At 43.9% G+C, this 15,654-nt stretch carries 15 protein-coding genes and 2 pseudogenes; 3 read left to right on the top strand and 14 right to left on the bottom strand.

The annotated features are described in order from the left end of the window. Positions 1–346: 346 nt before the first annotated feature. A complete protein-coding gene (locus H735_RS11735; protein WP_020195323.1) occupies positions 347–1,231 on the top strand; it encodes a LysR family transcriptional regulator in 885 nt (294 codons plus the stop codon). A 75-nt stretch (positions 1,232–1,306) separates the two neighbouring features. Here H735_RS11735 and H735_RS11730 read toward each other — a convergent pair whose 3' ends face one another. Both H735_RS11730 and H735_RS11725 read right to left on the bottom strand, forming a co-directional pair. Beyond that, the gene (locus H735_RS11730; RefSeq protein WP_009706425.1) at positions 1,307–2,092 is read right to left on the bottom strand and encodes a hypothetical protein; all 786 of its coding nucleotides are present in this window, start codon (positions 2,090–2,092) and stop codon (positions 1,307–1,309) included. 180 nt (positions 2,093–2,272) lie between these two features. Beyond that, positions 2,273–2,815, bottom strand: coding sequence for an NADPH-dependent FMN reductase (locus H735_RS11725; protein WP_020195324.1), 543 nt, complete (start codon positions 2,813–2,815; stop codon positions 2,273–2,275). A gap of 149 nt (positions 2,816–2,964) precedes the next feature. Here H735_RS11725 and H735_RS11720 point away from each other — a divergent pair, with 149 nt between their 5' ends. Then, entirely contained in the window at positions 2,965–3,915 is a 951-nt protein-coding gene (locus H735_RS11720; RefSeq protein WP_020195325.1) for a LysR family transcriptional regulator, read from the top strand. 117 nt (positions 3,916–4,032) lie between these two features. Here the strand turns inward: H735_RS11720 and H735_RS11715 are convergent. From H735_RS11715 to H735_RS32020, 10 genes and pseudogenes are all read right to left on the bottom strand, one after another. After that, positions 4,033–4,464: pseudogene (locus H735_RS11715) on the bottom strand (VF530 family protein). A gap of 165 nt (positions 4,465–4,629) precedes the next feature. Beyond that, positions 4,630–6,234, bottom strand: coding sequence for an ABC-F family ATPase (locus H735_RS11710; RefSeq protein WP_080641570.1), 1,605 nt, complete (start codon positions 6,232–6,234; stop codon positions 4,630–4,632). A gap of 206 nt (positions 6,235–6,440) precedes the next feature. Beyond that, positions 6,441–6,899, bottom strand: a complete 459-nt coding sequence (locus tag H735_RS11705; protein WP_009702257.1) for a hypothetical protein — start codon at positions 6,897–6,899, stop codon at positions 6,441–6,443. Positions 6,900–6,912: 13 nt separating this feature from the next. Next, positions 6,913–8,586 (bottom strand): LruC domain-containing protein, encoded by a 1,674-nt coding sequence (locus H735_RS11700; RefSeq protein WP_020195329.1) that lies wholly within the window; start codon positions 8,584–8,586, stop codon positions 6,913–6,915. Between the two features lie 834 nt (positions 8,587–9,420). Then, positions 9,421–9,840, bottom strand: coding sequence for a VOC family protein (locus H735_RS11695; protein ID WP_020195330.1), 420 nt, complete (start codon positions 9,838–9,840; stop codon positions 9,421–9,423). Positions 9,841–9,844: 4 nt separating this feature from the next. Continuing rightward, the gene (locus tag H735_RS11690) at positions 9,845–10,645 is read right to left on the bottom strand and encodes a PhzF family phenazine biosynthesis protein (RefSeq protein WP_020195331.1); all 801 of its coding nucleotides are present in this window, start codon (positions 10,643–10,645) and stop codon (positions 9,845–9,847) included. A 195-nt stretch (positions 10,646–10,840) separates the two neighbouring features. Beyond that, positions 10,841–11,377: a GNAT family N-acetyltransferase gene (locus tag H735_RS11685; RefSeq protein WP_020195332.1), complete on the bottom strand. Its 537-nt coding sequence runs from the start codon at positions 11,375–11,377 to the stop codon at positions 10,841–10,843. An 11-nt stretch (positions 11,378–11,388) separates the two neighbouring features. Continuing rightward, positions 11,389–11,718: a hypothetical protein gene (locus tag H735_RS11680; protein ID WP_020195333.1), complete on the bottom strand. Its 330-nt coding sequence runs from the start codon at positions 11,716–11,718 to the stop codon at positions 11,389–11,391. A gap of 142 nt (positions 11,719–11,860) precedes the next feature. Further along, on the bottom strand, positions 11,861–12,409 hold the full coding sequence (locus tag H735_RS11675) for a nuclear transport factor 2 family protein (protein ID WP_020195334.1): 549 nt from the start codon (positions 12,407–12,409) through the stop codon (positions 11,861–11,863). A gap of 11 nt (positions 12,410–12,420) precedes the next feature. Continuing rightward, positions 12,421–13,284 (bottom strand): annotated as a pseudogene (locus H735_RS32020) (alpha/beta hydrolase). 301 nt (positions 13,285–13,585) lie between these two features. On the opposite strand from H735_RS32020, the gene H735_RS11665 reads away from it, so the two are divergent. Then, complete coding sequence (locus tag H735_RS11665) at positions 13,586–14,491, top strand: helix-turn-helix transcriptional regulator (protein ID WP_020195338.1); 906 nt, start codon at positions 13,586–13,588, stop codon at positions 14,489–14,491. A gap of 110 nt (positions 14,492–14,601) precedes the next feature. Here H735_RS11665 and H735_RS11660 read toward each other — a convergent pair whose 3' ends face one another. Continuing rightward, positions 14,602–14,868 carry a hypothetical protein gene (locus H735_RS11660; RefSeq protein WP_020195339.1) on the bottom strand — a complete coding sequence of 89 codons (267 nt, stop codon included), beginning with the start codon at positions 14,866–14,868 and terminating at the stop codon, positions 14,602–14,604. 24 nt (positions 14,869–14,892) lie between these two features. Then, positions 14,893–15,468, bottom strand: coding sequence for a hypothetical protein (locus tag H735_RS11655; protein WP_020195340.1), 576 nt, complete (start codon positions 15,466–15,468; stop codon positions 14,893–14,895). Positions 15,469–15,654: the final 186 nt, after the last annotated feature.

The raw sequence follows: 15,654 nt of genomic DNA, 5'->3' as shown, positions 1-15,654 counted from the left end.
ACTGAAGTAGGTGGTTTAGGACTGAAAACAAAAGGCACCATTAATTGGTGCCTTTCTACTTTCTAGGAAGGGGCTTATTAGTCTTTTTCGAACGTCGCTACGGTCTTAATCACGCCAGACATCATTTCGTTAGCGTCTGATTTCTTAGTCGAACTTTGCATGGTCTGAGTGTTTTGACGCAAGCGTTTACGCAATGCTTCAAGTTCCTTTTGTGTATCCGATAATTCCGCAGATTGATTGTTACTTATCTTATTCTCTACTTGTACTTAACGATTAATGGAGCGATTGTCATCTAAACTTTTTATAAGATATAGTTGGATGCCATCTAAAAATTAGATACATCGTTATGTTCAATCTTCAACAACTTGAAACGTTAGTCATGTGCGTGGAGTGTGGTTCGTTTTCTGCGGCGGCAAGAAAGCTTGGTAAGGCACAGTCTGCGGTCAGTACTACGATTTCGAACTTGGAAATAGACACAGGGCTGACCATCTTTGATCGTACTTCTCGATTGCCTACCTTAACGGCACAAGGCGAGCGACTGCATGCTCAAGCCATCTCCTTGTTAGAGCACGCACAACACGTACAAAATATGCTGCAAACGTTCAATGTGGGAATAGAAGAGAGGATCTCGATAGGAATCAATGCGCTTTTACTAACACCGCAGTTTTTTGGCGTGATTGAGGAGTTCTATCAGCAATTCCCGCACACCGAGCTCAATCTCAATGTCTTGAAAAACAATGACATTGCTGATGCTGTCGCGAGTAATGAAATGGATATCGGTTTTATGTTGTGGGGCAGCACACAGCCTAAGAACGTGCTTTTAGGTTCGATTGGTTACGTGCCGTTTTCTATCGCGGTGCATCAATCACATCCATTATTGGCTGAAGGCTCCGTTTCTTTTGAAGAACTTAAGGCGTATCGGCAAATCGTATTAAAAGACTACCCTGCTCACTACAACGCAAACTTATCGAACTCACTGACCAAAGTGAACGATTTAGAAACCCTAGTAGAGTTGATTAAACTGAATAATAACTGGAGCTTGATACCTGACCACTTGTTTCAAAAACACTCAGATATCGTTCCCCTTAAGCTACAAGGGGAAGAGAAAGATTGGCTTTTACAAATTGACCGTGTGACGGGTAAAGCAAAAGAAGCAGGTCCTGTTATGCAGTGGCTTACTGAACGTTGCTTGGATTTCTATCCTAGCGTACAGCCCAAGCAACAACATTAATGATAAAAAGAGAATATCCATATATATATTTACTTCAATAATCAACTTTAAACTATTACCAATAAAAACTATTAGTTAAAATTGATAGTTGTATTCGATGCGATGATCACCATCATTAAAGTCAACGTTTTCACTCCAGTTTGCATAGTAACGAATATTCGATCTTTTATTTAATTGGTAAGAAAGCGTAAACTCATGGGTTAGAATATCTTTCTCTTCAGCATAATAATTATCTTTGTAATCACTCGAGCCAGATAATGTGTGCATGTACATTGGGTTGTAGTTAATCCAGATTTTATCTGTGATGTCGATTTTAGAGTACATACCAACCACCATAAACGTGCCCGGAATTTCATAACCATTGTCTTCACCACTGTAATCGTTCGCGACCGTCACACCGACACCACCAAGAGGGTAGAGTTGTACAATACCAAATTTAGGAAGCGATTGGACATAGCTATAAGAAGCATCAAGTCTGTCGTTATCAACATCATAATTGATATCGATTTGACGGCCTCGACCTGTAGTTAAGTCGGATTGAAAGTTACGAAGTCGAAGTGAGTCAATACTATCATCTACTCCCTTGTATAGTGGATCATCGTTGTCTCTGATACCCAATAAGTCACCACCAATACCCTTCACTTCAATAACATTCATAGCAAGCGTATTTGGCTTATTTGAGTCATAGGCTTGGCCGACTTTAATGTTAATGCCTTTATCACTGATACCAAAACCAGCTTGTGTATATACCGCAAGTGGATCAGACATATCTTGCAGTTTTTCATCTTTATTTTCTTGAGAGACAGCAGGAATAGAGGCTAAAACACTTAGCGCTAATATAGGATATTTAATAATATTCATAGTATACACCTTTATATTATTTTTATATTTACGAACAAAAAACACCACTCACTATAAATTTTTATAGCAAGATATAACTTCAAATTTAAAATGTAGAATTTAAGGAACAACCTGTTGCTATTACTAATTTAATAGCAACTAAGTTAGTAATTAAATAGTTTGTATAGAAATATAATAAAACTAATTAATAGCATGTTCGAAAGAGGCCATTAACTCGCTCAGTTCTGCCGAGGTCGCAGCGTCAAATTCACCGTCTTGGAACTTGTCGTAGAAGCCACCCAAGCTGTAAGTGCCTTTTACATCGCCGCCCCACCAAGGCATCAACTCAGCCATGGTTTTGATATTAGTTGCGCCACCGTTTGCACCTGGAGATGTGCTCACCAGTAGAACTGGTTTCTTAGTGTCGCCAAAGAAAGACGTACCTTGAGGTGCGACACGCGATAGCCAATCAATCGCATTTTTCAGAAATGCTGGCATTGAGCCGTTGTGCTCTGGTGATGCGATGATGATCGCATCGTATTCGTTTAACGTTGCACGCAGTTTGTGTGCGTTTTCTGGGACGCCCTGACCTTCAACGTCCAAACCGTACATTGGCAATTCAAAGTCATTTAGGTCAATGGTGTTTACTTCTGTATGTGTAGCTTGGTTTGCCAACGCTTGAACCAACAGGCTGTGGATTGATTGGCTGTTGTTGCTACCAGTAAATGCGACGATCTTTTTCATAGTGGAATCCTAATTACGTTTGCCCCTACTTATGTCGGGCACTCAGTGAATGAGGTGATATTAATTAACTCCCACCAGTGAATAAACACTATAATAGTGGCTATATAGTTCACCATGAGTGAACAATAAAAACATGAGGAAACTAATGCGTGGATAAGATCAGAGCATTAACCGTATTTCGTCGAGTGGTGGAGCTCGGTAGCTTCGTCGCGGCTGCAGAAGATTTAAATCTTTCAAAAGCCGCAATAAGTAAGAACATCAATGAATTAGAGAGCTATTTGAAAAGCCCTTTGATTAACCGTACTACACGCAATTTACACATTACCGATAATGGTCAGCTCTATTATCAGCAAGTGTGTCAGGTTCTCGATGCACTCAACAATGCCGATCGTTCAGTGATCGAGTCTTCGCACACATTAAAGGGCACGCTAAAAGTCAGCATGCCGATGTCATTGGGGTTGATTGAGCTAAACCCTATCATTTGCGAGTTTATGAAGCTGCATCCAGAACTTTCCATAGAGGTAATCATGAGTGACGAGCACCTCGATTTGATTGAACAAGGGGTCGATATTGCCATTCGTGGTGGAGAAGAGCTTGGAAATTCAACTTTACGTTCGAGAAAGCTGTTAGACATTCGACGTGTGCTTTGTGCCTCTCCGAATTACTTGGAGGCATCAGCGCCCTTCCTCACTCCTAGCGATGTGGTAAATCATCGACTGCTGAGTTACAGCTTGTCATCAGCCTCACGTCGTTGGACTTTCAATAACGGCAATCAGATTTTAGATGTTGCGATTCCGCCTTGTGTTTATATGGTCAACAGTGGTCTTGCGCTTACCCAAGCGGCATGTGCCGGACTCGGTGTCGCACTACTACCGGATTTCTTTGTTGAGCCTCAATTAGCTTCAGGTGAATTGGTTGAGATTACCCCTGAATGGCAGATGGAAAAGCACGCGCTGTATATCGTTTACCCTTACCACAAAGAGCAATCGCAAAAGTTACGAGCCTTTATTGACTATGTGGTGGAGAGCTTCCAAGCACGATTCAGCCATCAGTCCGATCCGCAGCAGATGTACTCTTCGATTATCAAGCTAGGGTCTTGATAACGAGGTTTAGCCAAAGAAAAGACAATAAAAAAGCCAAACTGGGTAGTTTGGCTTTTCATCAAAATCACTCTTGTACCTAGGCATCAAGCCTACAGGAACAAGAGAATTGAAAGTTTATCGACGACGGTTATTAAAGCGAGCACGATCTGTGCGTTGCTTTGCTGAACGCTCTTTGTGCGCAGACGCAGCCTTAGCTTGTGAAGCCAGAATCGATTCAACCGTCAGTTCCATTGGCTCACGCGGTTCCAATCCATGACGGAAGGTACGTGCGCGTGGTGGCAGGTTGTACTCGTATTCAGATGCCTTTGGCATGCGCTTGTAGCGGTATAGGTAGAAGTTCTCTACACGCTCGCGAGCCTATTCTGTTTTCTTCAGGTACTTAACACTGCTCGCAATGCTTGGCTTAGTGTTGAAACAGTTCATACGCATTGCTGTGTCGAGGATTTCCCAACCGTAATGGTCAACAAGCTGCTGCAACATGTCTTCTAATTTAAGACCGTGCAGAGGGTTGTTCTTCTGCAGTTCAATACGTTCTTCGTCGGTCATAAATTCATGGCTCATGAACGGCTCCTTAATTGTGGGTGGCGAGCGTTGTACTCACCACCTTACCTCTATTAGGTTTAGATTAAATCACTATTGCAAATAATCTGTTGTTTTCTTCGTCTCAAAGACGAACTTTACGTCCAATTATTCACGATGATCGGCGCTTGGTTACGCAGCGCTAAGCACCTTTCGTTGGTGTGCCATGTACTCTTCAAATGTACCTTGGAAACTCACCAACTGTTTGTCTTTTACATCAATGATTGAAGTCGCCAATGACGATACAAACTCACGATCATGACTAACAAAGATCAAAGTGCCCGTGTAGTCTTTTAATGCGCTGTTTAACGCTTCAATCGCTTCCATATCCATGTGGTTGGTTGGCTCATCCATAACCAAAACGTTGATGTCTTGCATCATTAGCTTACCAAACAGCAGGCGGTTCTTCTCACCACCCGAGCAGTTTTTCGCTTTTTTGTTGGCATCATCAGCGGTAAACAACAAGCGACCTAGAATGCCACGCACCATTAGGTCATTGTGCTTCACGGTACGCCACTGAGAGATCCACTCAAAGATGGTCAGATCGTTATCGAAGTCTGCACTGCTGTCCTGTGGGCAGTAACCAATTGAAGCGTTTTCAGACCACTTTACGACGCCCTGAGTTTGCTCTAGTTCGTTCACTAGACAACGCAGTAAGGTCGTTTTACCCACACCGTTTTCACCGATGATCGCAAGGCGAGTGCCTGCTTCGAGTAACAAGTTGCCTTTTTCAAACAACAGCTCATCACCAAACGAGTGACCAAGGTCTTGCAGTTCCAAGGCTAAACGGTGCAGTTTTTTGCCCTCACCGAAATCAATCGATGGGCTAACACGGCTACTTGCTTTCACTTCGTCAAGTTGGATTTTTTCCATCTTCTTAGCGCGAGAGCTGGCCTGTTTTGCTTTCGATGCATTCGCACCAAAACGGTTTACGAATTCTTGAAGTTCGTTGATTTCAGCGGTTTTCTTCGCGTTAGAAGCCAATAACTGCTCACGACGAAGACCAGATGCTTCAAGGAAGTATTCATAGTTACCAGGGTAAATGCGCAACTCACCGTAATCGATATCTGCCATGTGCGTACACACAGAGTTTAGGAAGTGACGGTCGTGCGAGATGATGATCATCGTACACTTACGTTGGTTCAACTCTTCCGCCAACCAGTTGATGGTGTGGATATCCAAGTTGTTGGTTGGTTCGTCGAGCAGCAAAATATCTGGGTTAGCAAACAGAGCTTGCGCCAAAAGTACACGCAGTTTCCAGCCTGGAGCAACTTGCTGCATCAAACCAAAATGCAGCTCTTCTTCAATACCCGCTTGAAGCAGAATATCGCCAGCACGGCTTTCTGCTGTGTAGCCGTCCATTTCTGCGAATTCGCTTTCCAGCTCAGCGACTTTCATGCCGTCTTCTTCACTCATTTCTGGTAATGAATAGATGCGGTCACGTTCCTGCTTCACTTCCCAAAGCTTGCGGTCGCCCATGATCACGGCATCAATTACGCTGTATTGCTCGAACGCAAACTGATCTTGGCTCAATACGCCCAGTTTCAGCCCCGGAGTAATAGAAACGTTGCCCGAGCTTGGCGCAAGTGCCCCACTCAGGATTTTCATAAATGTCGACTTACCACAGCCGTTTGCGCCAATCAGACCATAACGGTTGCCGTTGCCAAATTTAGCAGAGATATTTTCGAACAGTGGCTCGGCACCAAATTGCATGGTGATATTGTTTGTACTAATGATAGCGGCGTCCTCGAAGGAAATTTCTTTTAAATAACAAGTTGTTAATTCACTTTCGAGATACGGTTAGAAAAGGGCATATTGAAAGTGGCCGCCATTCTATCTGATTCGTTCAATAGGTGATATAGATCACGCTAATGTTGCGAAGGATTTTTATCAAAAATAAAGCGTGGCTTTAACCACGCTTTGCTTATTAACGACATCTTGGATTAAAAATCGAGATGGTAATTGTTGTTGGATTGATTCAACGAAATCACCCAGTTCTTCTCAGATTCACCAGCATTCATTGGGACCCATTGCGCGTACAACTTGGTCCAATTGCCATTCACCTCTAACTCAACCTGATTGGTTCGGGTTGGATAAATGGTAGTGATGCGTGACATTGGGTCTGCAATCACATCGCCGTTTTCCGCCGTAAATGCCTCTTTGGTGTAGAGATGCAATGCCCCATCAGAAGCCCCTTGGTAGTTCATAGACAAGGTAATGGTCTCGCCAACATCAAAGGAAAAGTCACGTTGTGCCACAATGTCTTGTGTGTCATCAGTCTCATCCACCACTGGCGCAGGAGCTGGGGTTGAAGAGCCGCCACCTCCGCCGCCACCGCCTCCACAAGCAGCGACTAGGGTTGAAGCAAACATGATGGTCAGTAGTTTTGTCGAAGTATTCATGTGATGCTCCTTGCTATTCCGTTGCTGAGATAACTTTGCCACTCGCTGGCGCGTTGTACCAACTGGTGTCCGTTTCGCCACTGCTGGTTACCCAAGTTGGGAACCCTGTGTAGGCATGGCTGATATCTGTGTTCTCGGTTGGGTGATCCCATTCATCACGAATGTTGATTGCCCATGGCATGTTGTTGCTGGTTAGGAAGTATTCCGAGCCGCCTGTGTCATCATCATGCAGATTGAACAATGCGTTATTCATATCCCCAGTGCCTGAGAATGTCTTAAAGTGGGTTTGCCATGTCATGCCAGGGAAAGTCGCAACAAAGTCCCCGTGGTAGGTACCTTCTGCCGCAAAGATGAATGAGTCATATGGCGGGTAGCCGATTTGATCTCGTGCGACTGGCGTGGTCAGTTCGACGACCATCTGGTAGCTGAGGATGTCGGTCGCTTGCTGATTCAAACAATTGCTCTGAGTACGGTAATAAGTACAACCAGACGTCAGAACACCAAGCGCATCCAGTTCTGCTCTTAAATCCTCCGATACCACCAACACAGTTTCGCTGCCAGATTGAAGCACGGTATGTTCCACTGCTTGACCATTTTTGGTCACCGTTACCGATGCAACGTTGGACGAATCCACATTAGGCAGCTTCACCGCAAAACCATTGGAATAACCCGCCCCCATTGCTTGTAGGGTGTAATCAACAGTAATGGTCTTCAATTCACGTTGACCATTCAAAAGTTCGGTCACACGATAGCGCCACACCACATCGTTGAAGTCGTAGTCACCCATTAACGGCCATCGGTCTTCGAATGCCATCGTCGCATACGTATCAGAACTTGGGTAAACCGACGTCACTGTGACCTCTGGGTTGTTCTCTTGGACCAACACTTCGTATTTCGAGTCGGTAGTGCCATCGGTGTTCACACCATCCACCGCCGAGAAAGGTGAAATGTCCACGGTAAAAATCAAGTCGTTGAAGTCGTTATCGCCACTCGGACGGCGAATGTCTTCAAAACCAAGCACCAAAAATTCATTCTCGGTATCCAAGAACGCAACGTTGTGGCGGCGGTAATTAGCGGTCGTCTCTGGATTCAAACTGGATAAGCTGTAAAAAGGTGTGTTCCAAGGACCAAGGTAAGGAATGTTGTTATAGGTACTGACATACCAACCATTCGGGATGACGAAAAACGCAAGCGTCTGACCGGCGGTTAACTGCACATCGAGATCGATAGTGTCACCTTCCTGCATGTCACCATCTGGCGCTTTCGAAACATTTGGGAAAATAACCATGTGCGTTTCGATATCGTCTTTGCTAGTTGGTGGATTGTTAGTGTCGTAGACAAAATAGCCTAGCGAATTTCGATAGCCAGCCCCCTCATTAAGAAACGTCACTGAGGCCGTCGCGTACTCAGCGCCATCAAGCTCGTCATCGATATCAATATTTGAATAGCGTTCCGGTGCAATAAACGCACTGTTAACGTAAGTCCCTTCAGGAAGCATCGAGTACACATTGGTCAGCGTATCCTGAGGTAAGGTTTCCGCTATAGAAGTGGTCTCTAATGGTTTACCTTTGATGGTGTAGTTTGCATTGTCACTGCCTGATTCGAACGATAAATCACTGGTAGTGAGCGCGTATCCGGACATCGATACGCAGCAACTGGTTAGCGCAATAAGTTTCCCTGCTTTCATGTTATTCCCCTCATCAACTGAATCGTTGGTCGTAGAGGGTTAACGCAAATATGATGCCGAAATTAGCTCATTTAAAAACATAGAGTTATATTGATTTAAATATCATTCTCATTTTGAGAATTAAGCTGATAGGCAAAGTGATTAATGAAAACAGTAAAAATTAAATAGACACGATTAGATATTCTAACTAGAACTCGATGATGCAAAGAGTTTTGCACCACCGAGTATACTTGTTACTGTTTAAACACGATTGAGTATTTAGCTTAGAATACGATGTTAGCGACCGTGTGAGATTGGATGTGAACCTCTGTCGTAACACCCGTTGCTGTGTGAATAAACTCTAGTCTTAGAGTGTGAGGAATGTTTGCAGCGAGTGAGGCGCCCCATTGGGGACACATGAAAAAAGCTCTTGAGCCATCAAAAACAAACCTGCCTATTTCGACATCATTAAGATACATAACAAAGTAGCCGTTACCCGACTCAATAGCTGAGACACCTGTTAATACCTGTCGTTCAACACTAGCAACTGGTATTTATTTGTTGCTCAAAAATAGTTATAGAACTCGGAATTGGTGAGTAGTAGCTTTGTTCTGGAACACTTACAGGATAGATATCCATTTGCTTTTCCTCTGGTTTATGAAACAAGTTCATTAATCAAAGTAAACTGATAAGCAATTGGTTCAATAAAATTTTATAAAAGATGTATACGATTATCTCAAAACAAATGTCACTATTATCCTGGAAAATGAAATGTGCATAATTAATTGATTTATAACAATTAAATTACAATATCATTGCTAGAGAGAATCATACCCTTCACCAATCAATACCAACTTAATAACGCGCAGCCATTGGGTGACTCGGACTCATCTCTAGCAAGTCCCACAGGTTGCCATAGAGATTTTCAAATACGGCGACTGTGCCGTAGTCTTGCTCTGCTGGCGGGCGAACAAATTTAATGCCCTGCTCTACCATTCGGTTGTAGTCACGCCAGAAGTCATCGGTATTCAAAAATAGGAATACACGTCCACCGGTTTGATTACCGATGAAGTCACGTTGCTCTGGCTTAGACGCTTTGGCTAGCAATAATGTCACATCATTGGAACCCGGTGGAGAAACCACAACCCAGCGCTTATCTTGCTCTGGTTGGTAAGTATCTTCCACCAGCTCAAACCTCAGCTTATTCACATAAAAATCAATCGCTTCATCGTAATCTTTTACGACCAAAGCAATATGGATAATGGATTGTTTCATCGCGTTATACCTTTAGTTTTCCGCTGATTACCGTCTTTGCGGAGCCAATTAGTTTAATGCGCCCATTTTCAAGTAGTTCGGTTTGTAAGTGGCCGCCACGTGCTGAGGCTTGATAAGCTTTAAACTGATTTTGACCGAGCTTCTGCGCCCAAAACTGAGTCAGTGCGCAATGGGCTGAGCCTGTTACAGGGTCTTCGTTCACGCCCACCCAAGGGGCGAAGTAGCGCGAGATAAAGTCGAGGTCTGGGGAATTCGATTGAGCAGTGACCACCACGCCACGCCCTTGAATGTTCTTTAATGCGTCAAAGTTAGGCTCGAGATCCAGCGCGGTTTGTTCACTGTCGACTTCAATAAAACCTTTGCTGTCAAACTGAGCGTAAGAAACCACCTGCTCTGCTTTCAATCCAAGTGCCGCTAGCAATGTAGCATCTTGTTCAACACCCATTTCAAGCTGAGTTGAAGGAAAGTCGAGCTCAATTGTCGACTCGTTTACTTTTGCATGAAGCTCAACAGAGAGAGTTTGAAAGGCAATGGTATCGCCAACCTTCGCTAATCCTTGTTCTTTTAAGGTTTGCGCTGTGGCTAATGTGCCATGACCACATAGCGCCACTTCTACCTTAGGTGTGAACCAGCGCAATCGCATGTCTTTCAAACAGAGAAAAGCGGTTTCTGATACCGCCATTTCTTCAGCGATAGAGAACATCAATGCTTCTGGTAACGGTTCTTGTGAGAGACAGACTCCAGCAGGGTTTCCTTTGAAAGGTTCGGTGGTGAAAGAGTCCACTTGGTAGATATCGAGATCCATGATGCGCTTCCTAATACTGCTATTTTGACAAGATGCCAAACAGCTTATCGGTTTCATGGTAAAGCGACAATGCATGCCCTGATTGTTCTTGTAGAGCAGGCCGAAAACACTTTTAACCAGATTCATTTAATTCTTGTTCTCGCAGCCCCAAGAACCTCGAGGTTACTTAGTTATAAATACCGCGCTTTCTTTCAATCACTCCGTAATCCTTACGTTGTTAAGTAGGGACAACGAGGTATCACCCGGCAGCAATCGATAGCGGCGCACTTCGTATTGGTCTTGTTCTGAATAAAATGTATTGAGAAACTCGCCACCCGCTTTTTCGATCACGCGTCTTGATGCGGTATTGTTCACATCACAAGTGACGATAGCAAAGTCCTGAATGATTTCGGTTTTCACCCAATTCAACATGAATGTGGCGATGCCTTTACCTTGAGCATCTGGTGCGGTTTCGTAACCAATGTGCCCAATCACATTTTCAAGGTAGTCGTTGTTCCCTTCACGAACTCGAATCGAACCAAGTATCACCCCTTCTTCGATACAGAAGTATGTCGAAGACGGCGTCCAATCTTCCGGCAAACCTTCGCCTTTCGCGTATCCAATTCGTTTTTTCAGCAGCGCTTCACTGTCACTTTGGGCGGCGACGTACATTTCCATTCCCACCTGAGCACACTTTTCAACATACTGCTCAAATGCTTCTAAATGGCTGAGGTTGGCTTTAACTACTTGCATGCTCGCTCTCCTCACCAGACATTCATTTTGAAATACAACAAGAAGCAGGTAATAAAAATTAAGCCGCACCATGCGAAAAAGATCTTCGCTTTTTGCTCTGCACTGGCTTCTTCTGGATCTGGTTGCAGGATGAAGTAATAACAAACGATGGGAATGAGTTCGTAGGTTTTAGCAATGTATTGATGCCCCACTTCAAGAAATGGCGGGACGTACAAATACACCACGGTATAAACAATGAAATAAAGTGTACCAAGAATACGGTGCAAACCGATGGATTGCCCTTCTCGGAAAAACCAAACTAATGCTGCCAAACCAGCAAAGACTGCGACGAGTAAAAACATCCGTTCTTCTACCCTTCTTTTTGAAACTTTCTCCTACCCTATTGAAACCACTCGATTAATCAAATGGTTATGTTGCCAAACACGATAAAGCTCAAACAGAAAAGGCACCAATTGGTGCCTTTGTGACGCTCTGACGCGTTTATTAGTACGTTACTTTAAGTGCTTCGCGCGCTTTTAGGTTTTGCGCCGCATGCTTGGGCGCTTCTGCCAGGATATCTCGGCTACCTTGCTCTGCTTTTCGATTCAGTTTCACTGAGGTGATTTGCCAGTTATCGCCTGCTCGTTGCAACCCAAACTCGTATTCACCCGAAACCGCCCAGAAACCCTCTTTACCGAGCCAATGACTTGCAGTGAAATCCACTGTCGCACTCGCCTTATCGCCATCAATAGAGACGTTCAGATTGCTCAAGTCATGAAATGTCGCATCAAACCCAGGCAGGAATCCCGCCCACTGCTGCATTAAATCTTGGCGTTTGACTTGTTGAGCTTCACCGCCAAACAGCGTGGTGTAATCCACCGTTAATTCTGGAGCGAACAGTCGACCTAAGTATTCAAATGCGCCTTGGTCTGCCAAAGCCGAGAAGCTGTTAATGTTGCTACGAATTTTCGCTTCGTCCAAGGACATGGTTTGAGCATTCACATTCATGGCAATCACTCCGATAAACAGCAACCACAGTTGTTTAAGCTTCATCACGTGATTCCTTATAGGTTCGCTTCGAAGTGCTCTACAACTTCATCGACAGCCAGTTTTACTGCTTCTGGTTGGTCATAGAAATCGAATTGATTGATGCCGTATAGCCATACTGCGTTAACGTTGCTACCAGCATTCTCGATGTAACGATGCGCACCAGCAGGCAGAGCCATGGCTTCAGATGCCACCATTAGCACTGGTTTATCTTGTGTTGCTGCACTCGCTTGAGCGTCGTAGTTCAACCAACCAGACCATGATGCAACGTTGTATTGGTTGTCATATTCAGGAATCAAACCACGATCAGTCTCCGTGTAGTAAGGCGCTTGGAACATCAATGCGTTCTCATTGGTTGTGCTTGCCGCTTCAATGTAAACCGGAGTCGCTGAATGTGCGGCCTCTTCCGCTGCTGCGAGTAAGTTTTTCGCGCTTTCTTCGCCACCATAAATTTCAGTCGCCATCGCTTTATCGTGCAACCAAGGAGCAACCACTGCCGCGGCTTTTACTTTGTCATTACCGGCAACCGCATCTAGCATGTAGCCCGCCGATGCACAGATACCCAAACCACCGATGCGTTATGCATCAACACCATCGAGTTGACCCACTGCTTCAATCACTGCGCGAATGTCTGCGGTTTTACGTGCAGGATCTTCTAAGTACATCACTTGGTCTTTGCTTTCACCCCAACCACGGAAATCCAACGTCAATGCAGCGTAACCTCACTCTACCAATGCTTGAGCATAAACCGCCGACATCTGCTCTTTCACTGTTGTCCACGCGCCCGTCACGATAACAACTGGGGCATTTTTCGCACCTTTTGGTAGGTAAAGGTTTGCAGCTAGTTGACCAACTTGAGTATTGAGTTCGATGTGTTTCATGGTGGTGTCCTCTAAAGCTAGATTCGTGTTGTTGTCATTTGCAGAAACTGAGTGAGCAAAGGTGGTGAACGGCAAACTACCTAATAGTAGTAAAAGCGATTTCTTAAACATGGCATCCTCTCTGTCTTATGTTTTGTCTAACTGTCCGGCTAACTTGGGTATAGATTAGCGCTGCACCGCGAGAGAAGATTGAACATTCCTGCCCAAGTTTTTGTACTTTATTGCCCCCTCTATAAGTTGACGAAATGTGCAAAACTCGGCTAATTTCAGCTAGCAAGTGGAAGAGAACAAAGGAAAGAAAATGAAGTCCGAGCTTAAGTTTTATGACTCTGAATCTAATGTGCTATCAAGCTGTGGCGACGTGCTGGATATTGAGTTTTCAAACCATGGATTAGATTGGTCGGGCGTATTGGTAGAAAAAGGCACGTCCCCTTATTTCTATCCGAAGAATGTCTACACCCCTTACTTCTACTTTGCATTGGCACTAGAAAAAGATTTGAATTGGAGTGTTGAAAAAGATGGCACGTTCGCCGATCTAAAAACCAGCCCGGGCAACATTTGGATTAATCCGCCTAAAACCCCGTTTACCCATGATGTGGCAGAGCCTTGTTACTTCGTGATTTTGGCGATTGAAGAACAAGAGTTTTTCTCACACTGCCCGCTCAATTTAGAGGGAATTGAGCTGCAATTTTTGAACAACTACAACGTGTTGGATGAGACCATCAAAGGCATCATTGAACTATTTATGTTGGAAGCGAAAGCCAAAGGACGAAATGGCAAAATCTACCTCAATAACTTGGTTTCACTCCTTGCAACCCACTACATTCAAAACTACTCCAACTACTTTGACCTTAAGAACAACCAGCTTGCTGCCTCTAAGTTCGACCAACACCAAGTCGATAAGATTGACCAATACATAGAAGAAAACATCGGCAACAACATCGCGGTCGATGATCTCGCAGACTTGCTCGGTTGCAGTAAGTTTTACTTTCTGAGGGAATTCAAAAAGCTCATCGGCGTAACGCCTTATCAGTACCTGATGAACAAGCGTTTGGAACAAGCACGAGTGGCTCTTTCTTCTGGTTCAGTCAATATTGCTTTAACGGCGCACGAGCTTGGCTTTAATGACCAATCCCACTTTACTCGAGCGTTCAAAAACCATTTCGGCATGACGCCGGGACAATTCGTCAAACAGCAAGAAAGCTAATCTCAAGACTGAAAGGGCGTAACCGATCTTGCGGTAAAATGCGCCACGAGCATATGGGTAAATAAACTCAGACCAAAACGCAAAAAGGCACCAATCGGTGCCTTTTGTTTCTACTCTGATCTCAGTGCTATTTGGTATTTGCGTTCAAAGCCGAACCAACCTCCACACACAATAACAAACCCCATCAACATACAGCCTAAAAACTGAATTAATTGCGTTTGCCAACTGGCAGTCAAATAAGCGATACGGTCAGATTCGAAAAATAACTTTATTCCTGCAAAGTATACAAGCCCGAAGGTTGAACCATAAATTGTGGTAAACCGAACAAATCCTTTTTCCCTCGTTTTCTTCCATTTTTGAAATTTTTTAGTATTCATATTTCAACACCAAATTGAGAGGAATCAGTTAAAATATTGAGGTTGGACATCATGTTTTAGAAACTCAATCTCGGCTAATTTCTGCTCTAACTCTTGCTCGTTAATCACGCCTTCCTTTTGTAACCAATGAAATTTATCAATCTCGTTTTCCGGGTCATTCTCTGGGTCAACGTCACCGTAGTATTTCAAAAGCTGTTGAATACGTCTGCCTTTGATCTCTTCGATGATGACATCATGATACCGCTCTTGAATCACATAGACTTTCAACGGTTCCATTGAAAACACACTGTATCTTACCGTGGATAAGTATGACCAACCGATACACAGAAGACCAATTACCATCCAAAAGCCTTTACCACTCAAAGGCGCGCCGGCATACATAGCGTGACCAATTTGAAAGAGACCAATCACAATCCACAACGCGCCTACATTTCTCAACCACTCATTGCGTTCAATGACAACCGATGACTTTTTAGGGAAATCGACATACCGAAAGTTTTCGTCACAAGACCCATTTTTGTCTTTTATGGCGTAGTTGAAATAATCATCATGGAAAGTAAACGTATGTTTATTCGATCCTTTCTTCTGTATCAATTCCATCGTAATTCTCTATACGTATCTATTTGCTAGCTTTCTCACACTAGAAAGGTCATTGTTATATAAAGTGATTACCCTCTTACTTGAAAGCTTCCACTTCTTGTTATCTCAACCTTAAAACCAGTTTTTTCGCTAAGTTTATGTAAACTCCCAGTAATATCACGTGAAACTATATGAAAAGCGTTATTT

Origin of the sequence: Vibrio owensii CAIM 1854 = LMG 25443, assembly GCF_000817815.1 — a bacterium.
Taxonomy (GTDB): Bacteria; Pseudomonadota; Gammaproteobacteria; order Enterobacterales; family Vibrionaceae; genus Vibrio; species Vibrio owensii.
Note: the sequence above shows the minus strand (reverse complement) of the source record. Positions and strands in the feature narration are given on the sequence as shown.

Excerpts from the sequence above, each read along its gene's own strand:
- H735_RS11735 (WP_020195323.1), top strand. The coding sequence starts at position 347 with ATGTTCAATCTTCAACAACTTGAAACGTTAGTCATGTGCGTGGAGTGT.
- H735_RS11730 (WP_009706425.1), bottom strand. The coding sequence starts at position 2,092 with ATGAATATTATTAAATATCCTATATTAGCGCTAAGTGTTTTAGCCTCT.
- H735_RS11725 (WP_020195324.1), bottom strand. The coding sequence starts at position 2,815 with ATGAAAAAGATCGTCGCATTTACTGGTAGCAACAACAGCCAATCAATC.
- H735_RS11705 (WP_009702257.1), bottom strand. The coding sequence starts at position 6,899 with ATGAATACTTCGACAAAACTACTGACCATCATGTTTGCTTCAACCCTA.
- H735_RS11700 (WP_020195329.1), bottom strand. The coding sequence starts at position 8,586 with ATGAAAGCAGGGAAACTTATTGCGCTAACCAGTTGCTGCGTATCGATG.
- H735_RS11695 (WP_020195330.1), bottom strand. The coding sequence starts at position 9,840 with ATGAAACAATCCATTATCCATATTGCTTTGGTCGTAAAAGATTACGAT.
- H735_RS11690 (WP_020195331.1), bottom strand. The coding sequence starts at position 10,645 with ATGGATCTCGATATCTACCAAGTGGACTCTTTCACCACCGAACCTTTC.
- H735_RS11685 (WP_020195332.1), bottom strand. The coding sequence starts at position 11,377 with ATGCAAGTAGTTAAAGCCAACCTCAGCCATTTAGAAGCATTTGAGCAG.
- H735_RS11680 (WP_020195333.1), bottom strand. The coding sequence starts at position 11,718 with ATGTTTTTACTCGTCGCAGTCTTTGCTGGTTTGGCAGCATTAGTTTGG.
- H735_RS11675 (WP_020195334.1), bottom strand. The coding sequence starts at position 12,409 with ATGAAGCTTAAACAACTGTGGTTGCTGTTTATCGGAGTGATTGCCATG.
- H735_RS11665 (WP_020195338.1), top strand. The coding sequence starts at position 13,586 with ATGAAGTCCGAGCTTAAGTTTTATGACTCTGAATCTAATGTGCTATCA.
- H735_RS11660 (WP_020195339.1), bottom strand. The coding sequence starts at position 14,868 with ATGAATACTAAAAAATTTCAAAAATGGAAGAAAACGAGGGAAAAAGGA.
- H735_RS11655 (WP_020195340.1), bottom strand. The coding sequence starts at position 15,468 with ATGGAATTGATACAGAAGAAAGGATCGAATAAACATACGTTTACTTTC.